The following is a 15,032-nucleotide window of genomic DNA, read 5'->3' on the forward strand; positions in this document are numbered from 1 at the left end:
AAATCAGACATCCCTCATTCTTCCTACCTTCGCAACATGGGCGAAATGAGTATACAGCAGGCAATGGAAAAATTCCTCACACAGAGCAAACTCAAACAACGAGTGCGTGCTTTGGAAATTACCGACGTATGGGAAGAGCTCATGGGCAAAACCATTGCCAAATACACCGACGAAATTAAGCTCATTAACCAGCAGCTCATCATCAGCACCAGCGTTGCCCCACTGAAACAGGAATTACTTTTTCAAAAAGAAAAGATCCGCAACCGCATTAACGAACTGTTTAATGAACATGCGGTAAAAGAAGTGATCATTAAATAAGCAACATCTTACTAATAATCAACATCGAGGTCGGCCCACGCCTTAGCGTGGTCTGACCGGCACGCTCACTTTCAGCATTCATTCACAGCCCTGAGTACTCTCATCTTTTTTGCTAACGCTCATCATCCTTTTTTCAGCTGTATTGAAGAAACTTTGAAACTGTCATTCAGATTTCAAACATCTAAATTAGTTTGCCATGAGCTATACTACTGTTGCCCATTGCGGCACCGACCACCAGGAATGGTTAAAAGCAATTGATTTTTACGATAACGAACTGGATATACTGGAAGAGCGCTTAGCAGAGGTTGCAAAGAAAAACACAGGAGAAGAAGTGATGAAAGGTGTTGAACATTTCCAGAACCAGTTTATTATACAACGCAACACAATCGACGAACTACGGCATTACATTCATGAACACGAAGGCAAAGTATTGAGAGATGTACAAATCCATGCCGGCCATATTGAAACACAACAGGTAGTTGGTCATAATGCTTTGAAAGAAGAGTTCAGTGGCTTTGAAAAAGTAATCAACGAATTAAGAGATGAGTTCAAACGCTATCTCAGCAAATGGATGTAGATCCATAAACTTACTGGCTGTGCAATCGGCCAGCTGTTAATCTTTAAATAATCGAGCCGCCTTTCCAGGCGGCTCTTGGTTTTATAGCATGTGTTACATTTTTCCTTCGTCTACATCTTTAATAAATGCTATAACACCACTCATAAACACCTGCTGATCGTCCCACATCGCTAAATGACTTCCATTAGGGCAATAGAGATAACGACCTTTCTGCACCAGCTTACTTTGTTCTTCCATTGCAGCAGGATCCATGGTATCATGTTTTGCTCCGATCATGAGTGTGGGTATTTTAATTTCTTTCAGTCGAGCTTTAATATCCCAGTTTATTAAACGGCCACCTACACCAAATTCACTTGGTCCCTGCATCATGGTATATATCTCTCCGTTTACATGTTTCATGGCACGGTTAAATCCATCGGGCCATTCTTCGAGTCTGCATAAATGCTGTTTATAAAAATTAGGCAGCAACAATTCCATGTAACGTGGATTTGCAAAATCACTTTTTGCTTCTATTGCCCGTACTTCGGCCAACACAGCCGAATCCATTTGCTTTGCCAATACTTCCTGTGCATAACGGCCATACGCAGGTGCACTTGCCATCATGTTGGCAACAATCAAGGCTTTCATGTTGTGTTGATATTTCAACGCATACTCCATACCCAATATGCCGCCCCACGAATTTCCGAGTATGTAAAAATTTGTGCTGTCTGCTCTAATGGCTTTTCGCACCTGTTCCACCTCTTCAACAAAACGTTCGGTGGTCCAAAGGCTGCTGTCTTTCGGTTGATCGCTGTAATACGAACCAAGTTGATCGTATTCATAAAACTCAAAACCTTCTTTTGGAAAGAAGCTTTCAAAACATTCCATGTATTCATGTGTCATTGCCGGACCGCCATGCAATAACAATATTTTGATGCGGGGATTATTACCAAAACGTTTGGTCCATACTTTAAAAGTTCCAACAGGCGTTTGAATGGGAATCATTTTGATGCCTGCCGATTGCACACCGCTATCGCCATAGTTAAAATAGTCTGCAACAGTTGGCGTTGTTGATTTTTCCTTGCAGGAAAAAAACACACCTGTAATGAAGATGAAAAGAAGCAGTCGCATATAGTTGTAGTTTTATTTGACTCATAAAATCCATCCGACGGTGCGTACTTCTAGCTTCGTATTTCGTACTTATGTCAAGCTACTCTCACTCTCGGATCAACCACACCGTACAACAGATCGGCAAGTATATTGATCACCACAAAAATAAATGCACTCAACAACACACTCCCCATCACCACCGGGTAATCCAGTTTTTCCAAAGCATCTACTGTTACTTTACCAATTCCTTTCCAGCCAAAAATATATTCCACAAAAAAAGCACCTGCAAGCAACTCGGCAAACCAACCCGTAACAGCAGTAATAACCGGATTCAATGCATTACGCAATGCATGTTTCCAGATAACTGTTGTACGACTCAGCCCTTTTGCATAAGCAGTGCGTACATAATCCTGGTTCAACACATCGAGCATGGAACTACGTGTAAGCTGTGTAATGATTGCCAATGGACGAATGCCCAATGTAAGAGCAGGTAACAACAGGTTTTGCAACGTATAATAATGTTCGCCTGTTTTTACATCAATATCAAACCAACTGCCGGTCATGTTTAAGCCGGTGTATTTGCTAATAACAAAGCCAAAGAAATAAGCAATGAGAATGCCCATGAAAAAAGAAGGAGCTGATATACCAACGATGCTGCTGAACACTGCAGATGTATCCATCCATGTATCTTTTTTTACCGCAGCTATTACACCAAGAAAAACGCCGAGTACTGTTGCGACTAACATAGCTGCAATCGCTAACATAATGGTACCGGGCAGAGCTTCCATCAACAACTCTCCTACTTGTTTTTTTGTTTGGTAACTTCTGCGCAGATATGGCCATTTGATCGCCAGTTTGTTTTCACCACCAATGAACACCCCTTTCAACTGTTTTTTTTCAATTTCTGTTTGCGAATGAACTGCAATGGGCGATACATCATTTACATACAATGTAAACTGTTTCCATTTCGGCTGATCGAGGTATAATTCTTTTTTGATGTTGTTGATGGTGGCACTGTCACCGGTTTGCCCCATCACCAAACGTGCAGGATCGCCAAAGCCCTGGAACATCCAGAACACAACGGTAACCACGCCCATTAATACGAGCAATCCATAAAACAGTTTGCGGAGAAAATAAGTTGCCACCTTTTAAAGATCGGTTATTTTATTTTTTGGAGTAAACAATGCAGCCCATCACTTTTAAAAGTCCACTCTGCGCTTAACTTCCTTTCTCATATTCTCTGCGACGAAAGAAAAAGCAGCGTTATTTTACTTTATTAAAATCGGCAGCACTCCATTTACCTTCCACTACCGGGCCGTTCATTTTGTAAAGTGTTGGTATGGCACGAGCCGCAGTTTTAATAGCAGTAACATCGCAAACCAATAACTGCATCTGGCCAAGAATAATATCCGATGCCATAAAATCTTTTGCAACATCGGGCACACTTGTAATAATAATCAGCTTGCTCTTTTTAGCAAGACTGCTCATTTGTTTTACCCACGCATCGGAAGTTTTAAGATCATTAAATTGCTGTACAAATAACAAATAGTAAGTTCCTTTCTGTTCAAGTACTTCGCTTGTAACATCAACTCCGTCGGGATTCTTCAAATCAAAATCCTTGATCTTCGGTTCGTTGTTTTTTCCTTTGGCTACCAGCGTTTGTTTACGGTCAACAAATTTCCAGGTACTGTCGGGAAGGTTGGTCATAGCAAACGATTGTTGCTTCCCATCTTTTTCATAAATAAACTGGTATTCGTATTTATCGGGTACAGCATCTGCAGGAAGTTTGCGTAACTCAACAAGATTGTTTCCCTGTTTAAACGGCAAACAGTCTACAATGGGTAAATGCTTTAACGTGTACCACTGTAACCCAAATGCAAATACAACAGCTGCAGCTACCTTTAACACATTCAGCCATGCTGTTTTAAACAACGGTTTAATTTTTTTACTGTTGAAGAAAATAAACCCGATCAATACAAGCAATAAAAGATCTTTTAAGAATGATTGTACCGGTGTTAATGGCAAACAATCGCCGAAGCAACCACAAGAAGCAAACTTGGGCATTCCATCCGGATTTTTTGCCAGCCATGCATAACCTGTAAGAAAAGTAAAGAAGATAATGAGTAACAGCAGCAACCAGCTGAACAAACGCATACGCCAGCCAACGATCACAGCTACACCTGCAATAATTTCAAAGGCATTCATTAACACAGACATTGCAAGTGTATAATCGTGAAAGCCATTGATGCTCCACGCTTCAAAAAACTCCTGCATTTTGTAACTTAATCCTAACGGATCGTTGGCCTTTACCAATCCTGAGAAAATAAAAAGGATGCCAACAAACCAACGGACTACTGTAAGCGATTTATTCATATGGTGAATTGTGAATGGTTAATGGTGAGTAGTCAACAGTTACTTCTTACCTTCTACATCAGAAACCTACATCAGATATTCTGCATCCTACATCTTATGCTTTCCTTCCTCAATCAAGATCAAACCAAACACAGCATAGTTGATGATATCGTAATAGTTTGCATCAATCCCTTCGCTGATAAGCGTTTTTCCTTCGTTCACTAATATCTGGCGAATACGTTGCAGCTTGGCAAGGATGAGATCAACAAAACTTTCCTGGCTCATTTCACGCCATGCTTCACCGTAATCATGGTTCTTATCAAGCATCAATGCTTTCGCATTAGTTACTTTTTGCTCATACAGGCTCATCACCTGTTCCACACTCAACTCCTCACCTTCGCTTGGCGGCAATTCCAACTGAATTAACCCCATGATGCCATAGTTCAAAATACCTTTAAATTCCGATGCAATTGTATCGCCGATCTTCTGTTGTTGCTTTTCCTGTATGGTGCGTATGCGCTTTGCTTTAATGTATATCTGGTCAACAATAGAAATGGTGCGGTACACACGCCAGGAAGTGCCATAATCGCTCGTCTTCTTCTTAAACACATCCATACACTCCTGCACGGCCCTGCTATATTGCTCAATTGTATTCATGAAAGGTTGAAAATTGTTTCGTTAATTCGTACTTCTATCAAAGTTCTCAAAAATAAGATGTACACGCTCAATTGCAAAGGAAGATTATTAACCATTGATGAACCGTTGGTAATGGGTATCCTCAACGCTACTCCCGACTCGTTTTACAGCAGCAGCCGAGTACAGCAAACAGATGAGGTATTGCAAAAGGCATCAGCAATGATTGCTGATGGAGCTGCAATACTCGATATTGGCGGACAAAGCACCCGCCCCGGCAGCACACGCATTTCGGCCCAAGAAGAAACAACAAGAGTTGTTCCGGTTATTAAAACAATAAAAGAGCAGTTTCCTGAAATTTTTATTTCTGTTGACACGTACTATTCAACAGTAGCAAAAGACGCTGCATTGGCAGGTGCAGATATTGTAAACGACATCAGCGCAGGTGATCTCGATGAAGCCATGCTTTCAACAATAGCAGATCTAAAGATTCCGTTTATTGCTATGCATATGCAGGGTAACCCAGACACGATGCAGCAAAACCCACAGTATGAAAATATTGCAAAAGAAGTAGTTGATTACTTCATAAAAAAAGTTGAGCAATGCAAACGAGCAAGCATCAATGATATTATACTCGACCCCGGGTTTGGCTTTGGCAAAACCATTACCCATAATTTTCAATTGCTGAAGCAAATGGAAGCATTACAAATGTTTAACCTACCGGTGCTGGCAGGGCTTAGCCGTAAATCAACTGTTTGGCGCACATTAAACAGTTCAGCAGACGAAGCATTAAACGGTACCACTGTACTTAACACAATTGCATTAACAAAAGGTGCTTCCATACTTCGGGTACACGACGTAAAAGAAGCTGTGGAGGCAGTAAAACTATTTACCGCCTACCGAAAAGCATAACAACACATCACTTGTACTAAAAACAAAAGCCGCAAACATTTTTGTTTGCGGCTTTTTATAGCGAATAACTGTTGCTTATTGTTTACCACCTTGTGGTGCTGGAGGTGCAGTTGGCTGAGGTTTCGGAGTTGTAATATCGATCAACTCAATTTCAAACATCAGAATTTCGTTTGCCTTGATACGGGGAGGTGAACCTTGTGCGCCGTATGCAAGTGCCGAAGGAATATATGCTTTGATTTTTCCACCTTTTGCAGTTTGCTTAATTGCATCTTCAAAACCGGGAATACTTCCTTGCTGACCGATTACAAATGTATAAGGATCGATGTGACCAAAGCTTGTATCAACGTTTGAATCAAACTTTTTGCCTTCGAGGTTCATACCTGTATACTTTACAGAAACCTGCTGACCTACTGCCGGTTTTTCACCAACGCCAGGAGCAATTGTTTCTACATAAACACCCAATGCAGTTTTTGATGCAGTGATCTTGTTTTTTGTAAGGAATTCAGCAATCAACTTATCATCTTTCTTTGTTTGCTCAATACCACGGATAGAGTCTCTTGTTCTAGCTCTTTCCATAATAGCAATGTTTGCTTTTTCAGCATCTTCTTTTGTATCTAATACATCCAATACTTTAAATGAGCTTACTATAAAACCACCTTTCTTTATAAAAGCCGGCACATTGCCTTGGCTGCTTTTGATAATACTGTCAGCAGATTGACGGATGATGATACTGTCACCTTTTCTGATCTGAGCAAAAATTGCATAATAATCAGGAGGCAATTGCATAGAATCGAGCGGTACAATCTGGCTCATCACATTTTCAGGATCAGACAACAAGGTATCTTTTCCTGCACCTGTAAACTTTGTTTCACCAAACTGGAGTTCGAAAAATTTGCCATGTCCAATCTTCTTTCCCTTATCGTCGGAAATAATTTTGTACAGCAAGCCACCCTTTGTTTTTTTGAAAGAGCCGCCACCGCAACTCCCCAGGATCGCAACCGCCATCAGGGCAGCAAAAATGGTTTTAATTGTCTTCATTGTTTGTATTTAAATCGTTTCTAATTGTTCTTTATAAAGCTGAATTACTTTTTTAAACTGTCTTACCGTTGTATCAAGACTGTCGTCGGTTTCACCTCCGGCAGCATTAAAATGCCCGCCACCATTAAAATAAGTCCGGGCAAATGTATTGCAATCAAAGTCTCCTTTGCTGCGGAAACTCCATTTTCTTTTTTCGTCCCTGTCTATCACAATACATGCAAGTTTTATACCCTGTATGCCTAACGGATAATTAACCAAACCTTCAGTATCGCCGGTTTTGATCTGGTAACGCAGCAGGTCCTGCTTGGTTACCCAAATAAGTGCTGTGTTTAATTGGTAATCGATTTCCATTCGGTTGCTGAGTACGTGACCGATAAAACGGAAACGGTTCTCCAGGAAATTATCGTAAATGTTTTCGTGTATACCGGTATGCTCCAGTCCTCTGCGTTTAAAATCGGCCACCATTTCAAATACACTTGCCGAAGCCGATGCAAAACGAAAACTTCCTGTATCACCAATTAACCCTGCATAGAGGCATTGCATCATATCCATGTTCAACTTATCTGCGTTGCCACTTTTTACAATAAAATCGTAAATCATTTCGCAGGTAGAGCTCTTGGTTACATCACTTACACCATAAGCAAACACTTCTGTTTGCGGCTCACGGTGATGATCGATAAGCACCCGTTTGGCTTTTGCCTCGCCTACTACCTGTCCCATTTTTTTCAAACGGTTCAACGCATTAAAATCCAGGCAAAAAATCCAATCGGCATTTTGAATGATGGTATTGCTCTTATCAATGGTGACTTCGTAATTAAGCACTTTATCGCAACCGGGCATCCAGTCGAGAAAGGCAGCCCAGTTGGTTGGCGAAATTACCTGCACGGTATGCCCGAGCTGTACCAATAAATGGTAAAGCCCAAGCGATGAACCCATTGCGTCGGGGTCGGGCTTTTGGTGGGTTGTAATAACCACATTGGCCGGAGTACTGAGTAAGGGGTATAATTCGTTAATTGCTTGCATAAAAGGCGGTTGCAAATGTAGGGGAAAACAGGCATTTGAAGGCAAAGGGTTTAGGGCCGGAGGTTTAGACTGATGGCATGCTGAAAGGCGTCTGTGCTTTGATTCCAAAACCAAGCCCAACACCGGAAAACCAGGAGTTCCCCAATTACTTAATCCAAATTCCCGCAGCCTACTTGCCCCTCCTTTCCTATCTTTGCGGCCCAAAAAGGAAAAAACAATGAGCAATCGTACGTTTACAATGATCAAGCCCGATGCGATGAAGAACGGTCATGCCGGTGCTATTTTAGACAAAATTATTAAAGCAGGTTTCCGTGTTGTTGCATTAAAGCAAACAAAACTTACAACTGAAACTGCCGGTGAATTCTATGCAATTCACAAAGCACGCCCTTTCTTTGGCGAACTGGTTGAGTTTATGAGCAGTGGTGTTATTATCGCAGCTATCCTTGAAAAAGACAATGCTGTAGCCGATTTCCGCACACTTATCGGAGCAACTGATCCTGCAAAAGCAGATGAAGGAACAATTCGTAAACTGTATGCAACATCTGTTGGCGAAAATGCAGTACACGGAAGTGATAGTGATGACAACGCAAAAATTGAAGGAAACTTTTTCTTCAGTGGTCTTGAGCAATATTAATAAGTGAAATATCACACTAAGAGGTCCCTCTTATTCCTGAGAATAAGAGGGATTTTTTTATATAAAAAATGAACGTATATGCTGATTGTGTTTTAAACTTGTATACCACAAAAACACATCAATATGAGAAGCATTGTTGTAATGCTGTTGCTGATTGCATTTTCCACCGCCACTTCAGCCCAGAAAATTCCATCGTTCGGTAAAATTGATAAAGAAGAGCTTGCAAAAAAAGAATGCAGCTACGATAAAGAATCGATTGCTGAATATTTGATTGACATGGCTGAAGTACGTTATTATTTTGCCGGCAACGATTTCATTTATGAAACCACAAAACGTATCCGTATAAAAATTCTGAACGAAAAAGCGTTAGAGCTTGCCGATGTACGTCTTGGATTTTACAGTAAAAACAACCGCCAGAATATCCGATCCATCGAAGGTTATACTTACAACCTCAATGCAAACGGAGAAGTAGAAGAAACCAAACTTGAAAAAAAATCGGTAATAACACAACGTGTTGATGAGAATGTTGAAATGATGGTTTTTTCTATGCCTAATGTAAAAGTCGGAAGTGTTATAGAATACCGTTACGAACATAGTAAACGTAATTACTTCGAAATTGAAGATTGGGTATTTCAACGTCCGCATCCTGTTCGTTACAGCGAGTACAATGTTGAAACACCTTCTGCTCTCGAGTTTACCTATCTCATGCGTCGCACATTACCTGTTAAAGAAACAAAGGAAGGCATCAGGAGTATTCAGCGATTTGTAATGACAGATATTCCCGGTCTTGATAAAGAACCTTTCATGAGCAGTTCAAAAGATTATCTGCAACGTATCGACTTTCAACTCCGTGCAATTAACGGTACTCCTGTTATGACTACCTGGGAAAAATTAATTGAAATTCTTACCGAAGAAGAATCGTTTGGCTTGCAGATAAAAAAGAATGTTTTTAAAAACACCGACTTGCCTGACATACTGAAGAAAATACCCCGCCAGCAAGATCAGCTGAATAAAATTGTAAGCTATGTAAAAAAAGAAGTAGCGTGGAATGGAATTTCTTCAAAATGGTCGCAGGAAGGCATTAAAAATGCAATTGACAAACATGTTGGCAACAGCGCCGATATTAATCTGCTAATCATTAGTCTTTTAAGAGATGCCGGTTTTAAAGCTTATCCGCTGCTCATCAGCACAAGAAACAACGGAAAAGTAAATACCACCTATCCGTTCCTCGACCAGTTTAACGACGTGTATGTTTATACGGAAATAGACAGTCAACCTTATATCATTGACGGATCGAATTACACAAACCCGATTTCGCAGGTACCTTGGGATGTTCAATTTACCGAAGGGCTTTTAGTTGACAAACAATTGGCCCAGTTTATAAACATCGGTGATATTAAACATCGCTTCAAACTGATTACTTCTGTTTTATGTGATATTACAACAGATGGAAAATTAACCGGATCGGCTAATATTCTTGCATACGAATATGCAAAAGACGAGCGCCTGAGATCATTACGACAAAGTGAGAAAAAATATCTTTCGGATTACTTTAATGGGCCTCACCCCGATTTTAAATTTGATTCACTGAAATACAAAAACAAAGACATTGACTCTTTGCCATTAGATAATATTATCCAATTCAGCGGCACATTAAACAGCAGTGGCGACTACCTATTTTACTCGCCCAACTTTTTAATGGAGCTGGAGAAAAACGAATTTATTTCGGATAAACGCTTTACCGATGTTGAGTTTGGTTACACACAGTATTACAACATGTATACTACAGTGCGCTTTCCTGAAACTTTTGAACTGGAAGAGTTACCAAAGAACATTAAAATAATCATGCCCGACACCAGCATTATTCTGCAACGCTTTGTAAGCAAAACAGAAAACACCATTGCCATGCGTTATTCCATGGAAATTAAACGGCCTACATTTTATGCCGATGAATATGATTTCTTCAAAGAGTTTTATACCAAGCTTTATGAAATACTGAACGAGCAGATCGTTTTCAAGAAAAAAGCAACACCCAAGCCATGAGAAAACTGATAGTCTCTCTTTTAACTATTTGTGCAGCTGCAAATCTAAATGCGCAAAGCCTTTTTAACTATTCCTCACTTTCACTGCCGGATAGTTTAAAAAAAGATGCCGATGCCGTTTATCACCTGAATGAAAGTATCGTTGAAATAGAATCGCCGTCCCGAATGAGAATCAAGTCGCATACAGTTGTTACGGTACTCACAAAAGCGGCATTGCATCATGCAAGACAACGTATTGCTGTAGACAAACTCCGAAAGCTTGATGATATTAAAATAAAAATTTACAACGAACTGGGCATTGAAGTTGAAAAGTACAATAAAAAAGATGGAAGCCTGCAAGGCATGTTTGATGGCATGACACTCGCTTCCGATATTAAAATCTTCGAACTCGATTTTCCGGTACCAGGATTACCCTGTACAATAGAAACAGAATACGAATTGGATTTTAACGGATTTATCGACATCCCTTTATGGTTTTTTAGCGGAAGTACTGAAGCGTACAGGAAAAGCAGGTATATCGTAAAATCGGCAATTCCTGTTAAATACAAAGCGTACAATTTTAAAGATGAGCCTGTTATTACCACCGAAGCTGATAAAAAAATATACAGCTGGGAACTCAACAACAAAGCAGTACAGGTAAGAGAGAATAATTCCTACGGTGCAAAAATTTCGCTGCCCTGGATCGATGTGTCGCCTTTACAATTCAGTTATGATGGGTATGCAGGATCGCTTGAAAGCTGGAAGGAATTTGGCAAATGGAGTTTCCCTTTTTACGAAGAGAAAACCGGGTTTACCCCTGAACGCTCTGCCTTTTTTCAATCGTTGGTGAAAGATGCAAAAACCGAACAGGAAAAGATCTCCATCCTGTATCGTTACATGCAAAAAGAAATGCGTTATGTTGGTATCCAGTTTGGCATCGGCGGTTTTAAACCCTTTCCTCTTTCGTTTGCCGAACAAAAAAAATATGGCGATTGTAAAGGACTTACACACTACATGAAACAGATCTTAAGCACTGTTGGCATTAAGTCATTACCGGCGCTTATTAACTCAGGCATCAATCAATATCCTGTAGATCCTGTATTTGCATCAAACACATTCAATCATGTTATTTTATGCGTGCCTTTGAAAAATGATACTGTCTGGCTTGAGTGTACCAGCAAGCAAAATATTTCCGGTGTATTGGGTCCGGCTACCGAAAACAGAAATGCGCTGCTTATTACCGAAGCTGGAGGTGTATTGGCAAAAACTCCAACCAGCAACAGCATAGATAATCAATGGCGGTCGGAAACCGTTGCTGAGCTGTTCGATGATGGTAGTGCTATCCTTAACAGCAGGGTTTATGTTAGCGGCGAATTTTGGGACTACGTGTACGCTTATCTCAACGGCCAAACAAAAGAACAAATGAAAAAAGCACTGGCAGATGCTTTTGGCTATAAAGTACCAAATGATTTAATGGTAAGTATTTTAAACGACTCGGCAAACGGACATTTAGTGGAGATTAAACTTGCCTATAACCAGTATTATGATTTTAAAGCCGGCAGCAAACTTTTTTATCCTGTACGCCAATACAAATTGAACGACGAGCCTATAAAACCAGCTGAAAAACGAAAATTCGATTACCTGTTCAATTACCCGTACTTAAAAACCGATAAGATTACCTACAAACTGCCAACGGGTTTTGTAACAGAAACACTGCCCCAACCCAAAGAAGTAAAAAGCAGCATTGTAACTTATAACAGCAAAACAGAACTGAATGAAAGCAAAACGGAATTAACGGTATACACCGAACTGCAATTATTGAAACACCTTGTACCTGCCGTACAATATAACGAAGTTGCCAACAGTTTTGAAGCAATTAAAAAAGACGAAACTCAAAAAATAGTTTTAAAGAAAGGATAAGAAAAAAGCCCCGTTAAGGGGCTTTACTTTTTGGACAAGAATACCAAAGTCTTCTAATTAATATTTTACAACTACAGTCAAAATTGCAATCACTAAAAAGGATACAATAAAGAGCGCCAGGGGTACATCTTTACGACTATAGGGCGGAATGGTTTTTTCAAAGCGTTTCATAGTAATATGATTTTTAAACGTGAAAAGAGTCTACAATATAACGATTTTTGCCTTTACTCATTGCATTCTAACCAAAAAAAATTGCCAAAAAGCAGCTACCACAGCGGTTTTCAGAGGATCTTCTTCATTAAACAGTCTGTTTGCAGATCGGTTCCCAGCAGAAATTTATGCTCATCAAACTTCTTAAATCCCCACTTTTCGTAAAACGAAATAGCCCTGCTGTTCTTTTCCCATACACCCAGCCAAACGGCTTTCATCTGCATTTCTTCTGCTATCTGCAGGCAGCTTTGCATTAACGCTTTACCAACGCCTTTGCCAATTGCTTTATCCAACGCATAAATACGGGCAATTTCAATTGCAGATTCATCTTTCAGTTTATTCTCAACACGCATACGGGCATAGCCTAAAGCTTCGTGGTTGTGGTTAGCCAACAAAAAAATACCATTGCCCTCTTCTACTTCTTTCATCAACATTTCTTTTGTGAACTGCTCGTTCATAAACATCTCCATATCGGCCGCAGTATTATCCTTTGCGAATGTTTGGTAAAAGGCAGTGCGGCTCAGATCGGCTATCAACTCAGCATCAGTTGCTGAAGCACGTGATACAGTAACTTCAAATTCGTTCATTGTACAATTTTTATCGGAAGTATAAATTTCCTGAAATGTTTTACAATAATTAAAATTTATCTTTAGAACGACGATTAATTTAAACTATGGACAGACAGTATTGGGAACGTATTGCGCCTAACTACAACGAAGAAATTTTTGACGTACTTCAAAACGATAAAAGCGGAAAAATTATTCATGCCATTGAAACAGCAGCATCGAAAGACAAGACAGTAATGGATATTGGTTGTGCAATTGGCAAATGGATACCCTTGCTTGCTACTGCTTTTAAATACGTGGTAGCCACCGACATTTCTGCCATTAATCTCGACATTGCAAAAGAACGATGCAAAGACTATCCTAATGTAGATTATCAGCGGATGGATATGAGTGCTTACTCATTAACAGTAACCCCTTGCGATGTGGCTGTGTGCATTAATGCTATTTTAACCGACAATCTGAAGAAACGCATCAACTTCTTTCAATCGCTCGATCTCTGTTTAAACAAAGGAGGCTCACTTATACTGGTTGTTCCATCGCTTGAATCGAAACTGTACGCCAACATTATTGCTAACCGTTGGAATGTGGATGAGGAAAACAAAGAAAAAATAGCATCGGAAGAGAAAGCGTATGCTTTGGCAAAGAACATAAAGCAGGGTGTAACCGATATAGACAATGTGCCTACCAAACATTACCTGAAAGAAGAACTGGAGTTGCTGCTGAAACTCGAAGGTTTTACCGTAGACTGTGTTGAAAAAATAAACTATACCTGGAAAACAGAATTTCATAACCCACCCAAATGGCTGGACGAGCCATACCCATGGGACTGGATGTGTGTTGCACAAAAAGACTAAGCTTTATTTTACTAAACTCTAACGGTTATCACTACCGCTTTTCATTAGAAAAGAATGCAAATATTTATGCTTTGATTTGGCAGAAAAGTTAGCTACCTTTCTTATTACTCCCATCCTATCTCAACACTACCCTCGCTTTTTTTTCACATTTTAAAACAACACAACATGAGAAAGATTTTTCTTCTCTGTTTGCTTGTTCCTGTACTTGGAATAAGCCAGAACAATGTGCTCAGCACTTTCAGAGTTTTTCCCAAAGCAGACAAATTGTTAGAGTTTGAAAAAGCATTAACGGCACATGCGCAAAAGTATCACACCGGCGATTGGAAGTGGCGGGTGTTTTATATTGAAAGCGGGCCCGATGCAGGGGGCTATCATGTAACGGAAGGGCCACTTAGCTGGGAGCAGCTTGATAAACGTGGCAACATCAGCACAGAACATACCGCAGATTGGGCAAAAAATGTTTCACCACTTACACTCGATCGTGGAACTACAGGCTATTCTGTTTTTAATGCCGAATTGAGTACAGTTGCTCTTACAGATTACAGCGACAAGATCATCATCAACCATATGTTTATTAAACCGGGTATGATTAACAAAGCAACCGACCTCGTAAAGAAGTTGAAAAAAGTATGGGCTGCCGGTAACGAGAGCGTTGCGGTATATAATGTAAGCCTTTCGGGACCGCCGCAAATTGTAACCGTAACAAGATTGAAACAAGGGTTAAAAGAATTAGCTCCCGGCTTTCGTAAACCAATGCCCGAACGGTATAACGAAATACATGGCGAAGGAGCATGGGAATACTATTTGAAAGATTATGCGGAAGCTGTTGAAAACAGGTGGAACGAAATGCTTGTTTTCCGGGCAGATCTCAGTTCAAAATAACTC

General features: G+C 40.1%; 15 protein-coding genes. 8 read left to right on the forward strand and 7 right to left on the reverse strand.

The genetic code is table 11. The features are described from left to right. Positions 1 to 45: 45 nt before the first annotated feature. Complete coding sequence (locus ESA94_RS03675) at positions 46 to 318, forward strand: DUF721 domain-containing protein (RefSeq protein WP_240670980.1); 273 nt, start codon at positions 46 to 48, stop codon at positions 316 to 318. A gap of 196 nt (positions 319 to 514) precedes the next feature. Continuing rightward, positions 515 to 895 carry a hypothetical protein gene (locus ESA94_RS03680; RefSeq protein WP_129129497.1) on the forward strand — a complete coding sequence of 127 codons (381 nt, stop codon included), beginning with the start codon at positions 515 to 517 and terminating at the stop codon, positions 893 to 895. 93 nt (positions 896 to 988) lie between these two features. Here the strand turns inward: ESA94_RS03680 and ESA94_RS03685 are convergent, their stop codons facing one another. From ESA94_RS03685 to ESA94_RS03700, 4 genes are all read right to left on the reverse strand, one after another. Next, positions 989 to 2,005, reverse strand: coding sequence for a proline iminopeptidase-family hydrolase (locus tag ESA94_RS03685; protein ID WP_129129498.1), 1,017 nt, complete (start codon positions 2,003 to 2,005; stop codon positions 989 to 991). A gap of 74 nt (positions 2,006 to 2,079) precedes the next feature. Further along, positions 2,080 to 3,129 carry an ABC transporter permease gene (locus ESA94_RS03690; RefSeq protein ID WP_129129499.1) on the reverse strand — a complete coding sequence of 350 codons (1,050 nt, stop codon included), beginning with the start codon at positions 3,127 to 3,129 and terminating at the stop codon, positions 2,080 to 2,082. A gap of 118 nt (positions 3,130 to 3,247) precedes the next feature. Continuing rightward, positions 3,248 to 4,357: a BT_3928 family protein gene (locus tag ESA94_RS03695; protein WP_129129500.1), complete on the reverse strand. Its 1,110-nt coding sequence runs from the start codon at positions 4,355 to 4,357 to the stop codon at positions 3,248 to 3,250. Between the two features lie 87 nt (positions 4,358 to 4,444). Further along, positions 4,445 to 4,993, reverse strand: coding sequence for a DUF1599 domain-containing protein (locus ESA94_RS03700; protein WP_129129501.1), 549 nt, complete (start codon positions 4,991 to 4,993; stop codon positions 4,445 to 4,447). Positions 4,994 to 5,050: 57 nt separating this feature from the next. On the opposite strand from ESA94_RS03700, the gene folP reads away from it, so the two are divergent. Then, complete coding sequence (folP, locus tag ESA94_RS03705) at positions 5,051 to 5,881, forward strand: dihydropteroate synthase (protein WP_129129502.1); 831 nt, start codon at positions 5,051 to 5,053, stop codon at positions 5,879 to 5,881. A 75-nt stretch (positions 5,882 to 5,956) separates the two neighbouring features. Here folP and ESA94_RS03710 read toward each other — a convergent pair whose 3' ends face one another. Both ESA94_RS03710 and ESA94_RS03715 read right to left on the reverse strand, forming a co-directional pair. Further along, positions 5,957 to 6,919, reverse strand: a complete 963-nt coding sequence (locus ESA94_RS03710; protein WP_129129503.1) for an FKBP-type peptidyl-prolyl cis-trans isomerase — start codon at positions 6,917 to 6,919, stop codon at positions 5,957 to 5,959. 9 nt (positions 6,920 to 6,928) lie between these two features. After that, on the reverse strand, positions 6,929 to 7,942 hold the full coding sequence (locus ESA94_RS03715) for a DHH family phosphoesterase (protein WP_129129504.1): 1,014 nt from the start codon (positions 7,940 to 7,942) through the stop codon (positions 6,929 to 6,931). A gap of 217 nt (positions 7,943 to 8,159) precedes the next feature. Here ESA94_RS03715 and ESA94_RS03720 point away from each other — a divergent pair, with 217 nt between their 5' ends. From ESA94_RS03720 to ESA94_RS03730, 3 genes are all read left to right on the forward strand, one after another. Next, a complete protein-coding gene (locus ESA94_RS03720) occupies positions 8,160 to 8,576 on the forward strand; it encodes a nucleoside-diphosphate kinase (RefSeq protein ID WP_129129505.1) in 417 nt (138 codons plus the stop codon). 123 nt (positions 8,577 to 8,699) lie between these two features. Next, positions 8,700 to 10,619, forward strand: coding sequence for a DUF3857 domain-containing protein (locus ESA94_RS03725; RefSeq protein ID WP_129129506.1), 1,920 nt, complete (start codon positions 8,700 to 8,702; stop codon positions 10,617 to 10,619). Further along, positions 10,616 to 12,517 (forward strand): DUF3857 domain-containing protein, encoded by a 1,902-nt coding sequence (locus ESA94_RS03730; RefSeq protein WP_129129507.1) that lies wholly within the window; start codon positions 10,616 to 10,618, stop codon positions 12,515 to 12,517. Before ESA94_RS03725 ends, ESA94_RS03730 begins: the two co-directional genes overlap by 4 nt. A gap of 281 nt (positions 12,518 to 12,798) precedes the next feature. Here the strand turns inward: ESA94_RS03730 and ESA94_RS03735 are convergent, their stop codons facing one another. After that, a complete protein-coding gene (locus ESA94_RS03735) occupies positions 12,799 to 13,314 on the reverse strand; it encodes a GNAT family N-acetyltransferase (RefSeq protein WP_129129508.1) in 516 nt (171 codons plus the stop codon). Between the two features lie 86 nt (positions 13,315 to 13,400). Here ESA94_RS03735 and ESA94_RS03740 point away from each other — a divergent pair, with 86 nt between their 5' ends. After that, entirely contained in the window at positions 13,401 to 14,147 is a 747-nt protein-coding gene (locus ESA94_RS03740; protein WP_129129509.1) for a class I SAM-dependent DNA methyltransferase, read from the forward strand. Positions 14,148 to 14,312: 165 nt separating this feature from the next. Next, positions 14,313 to 15,029 carry a hypothetical protein gene (locus ESA94_RS03745; protein ID WP_129129510.1) on the forward strand — a complete coding sequence of 239 codons (717 nt, stop codon included), beginning with the start codon at positions 14,313 to 14,315 and terminating at the stop codon, positions 15,027 to 15,029. Positions 15,030 to 15,032 lie beyond the last annotated feature (3 nt).

This window comes from Lacibacter luteus (genome assembly GCF_004118265.1).
GTDB classification, from domain to species: domain Bacteria; phylum Bacteroidota; class Bacteroidia; order Chitinophagales; family Chitinophagaceae; genus Lacibacter; species Lacibacter luteus.

Excerpts from the sequence above, each read along its gene's own strand:
- ESA94_RS03730 (WP_129129507.1), top strand. The coding sequence starts at position 10,616 with ATGAGAAAACTGATAGTCTCTCTTTTAACTATTTGTGCAGCTGCAAAT.
- ESA94_RS03695 (WP_129129500.1), bottom strand. The coding sequence starts at position 4,357 with ATGAATAAATCGCTTACAGTAGTCCGTTGGTTTGTTGGCATCCTTTTT.
- ESA94_RS03745 (WP_129129510.1), top strand. The coding sequence starts at position 14,313 with ATGAGAAAGATTTTTCTTCTCTGTTTGCTTGTTCCTGTACTTGGAATA.
- ESA94_RS03710 (WP_129129503.1), bottom strand. The coding sequence starts at position 6,919 with ATGAAGACAATTAAAACCATTTTTGCTGCCCTGATGGCGGTTGCGATC.
- ESA94_RS03685 (WP_129129498.1), bottom strand. The coding sequence starts at position 2,005 with ATGCGACTGCTTCTTTTCATCTTCATTACAGGTGTGTTTTTTTCCTGC.
- ESA94_RS03715 (WP_129129504.1), bottom strand. The coding sequence starts at position 7,942 with ATGCAAGCAATTAACGAATTATACCCCTTACTCAGTACTCCGGCCAAT.
- ESA94_RS03700 (WP_129129501.1), bottom strand. The coding sequence starts at position 4,993 with ATGAATACAATTGAGCAATATAGCAGGGCCGTGCAGGAGTGTATGGAT.
- ESA94_RS03725 (WP_129129506.1), top strand. The coding sequence starts at position 8,700 with ATGAGAAGCATTGTTGTAATGCTGTTGCTGATTGCATTTTCCACCGCC.
- ESA94_RS03675 (WP_240670980.1), top strand. The coding sequence starts at position 46 with ATGAGTATACAGCAGGCAATGGAAAAATTCCTCACACAGAGCAAACTC.
- ESA94_RS03720 (WP_129129505.1), top strand. The coding sequence starts at position 8,160 with ATGAGCAATCGTACGTTTACAATGATCAAGCCCGATGCGATGAAGAAC.
- ESA94_RS03735 (WP_129129508.1), bottom strand. The coding sequence starts at position 13,314 with ATGAACGAATTTGAAGTTACTGTATCACGTGCTTCAGCAACTGATGCT.
- folP (WP_129129502.1), top strand. The coding sequence starts at position 5,051 with ATGTACACGCTCAATTGCAAAGGAAGATTATTAACCATTGATGAACCG.
- ESA94_RS03740 (WP_129129509.1), top strand. The coding sequence starts at position 13,401 with ATGGACAGACAGTATTGGGAACGTATTGCGCCTAACTACAACGAAGAA.
- ESA94_RS03680 (WP_129129497.1), top strand. The coding sequence starts at position 515 with ATGAGCTATACTACTGTTGCCCATTGCGGCACCGACCACCAGGAATGG.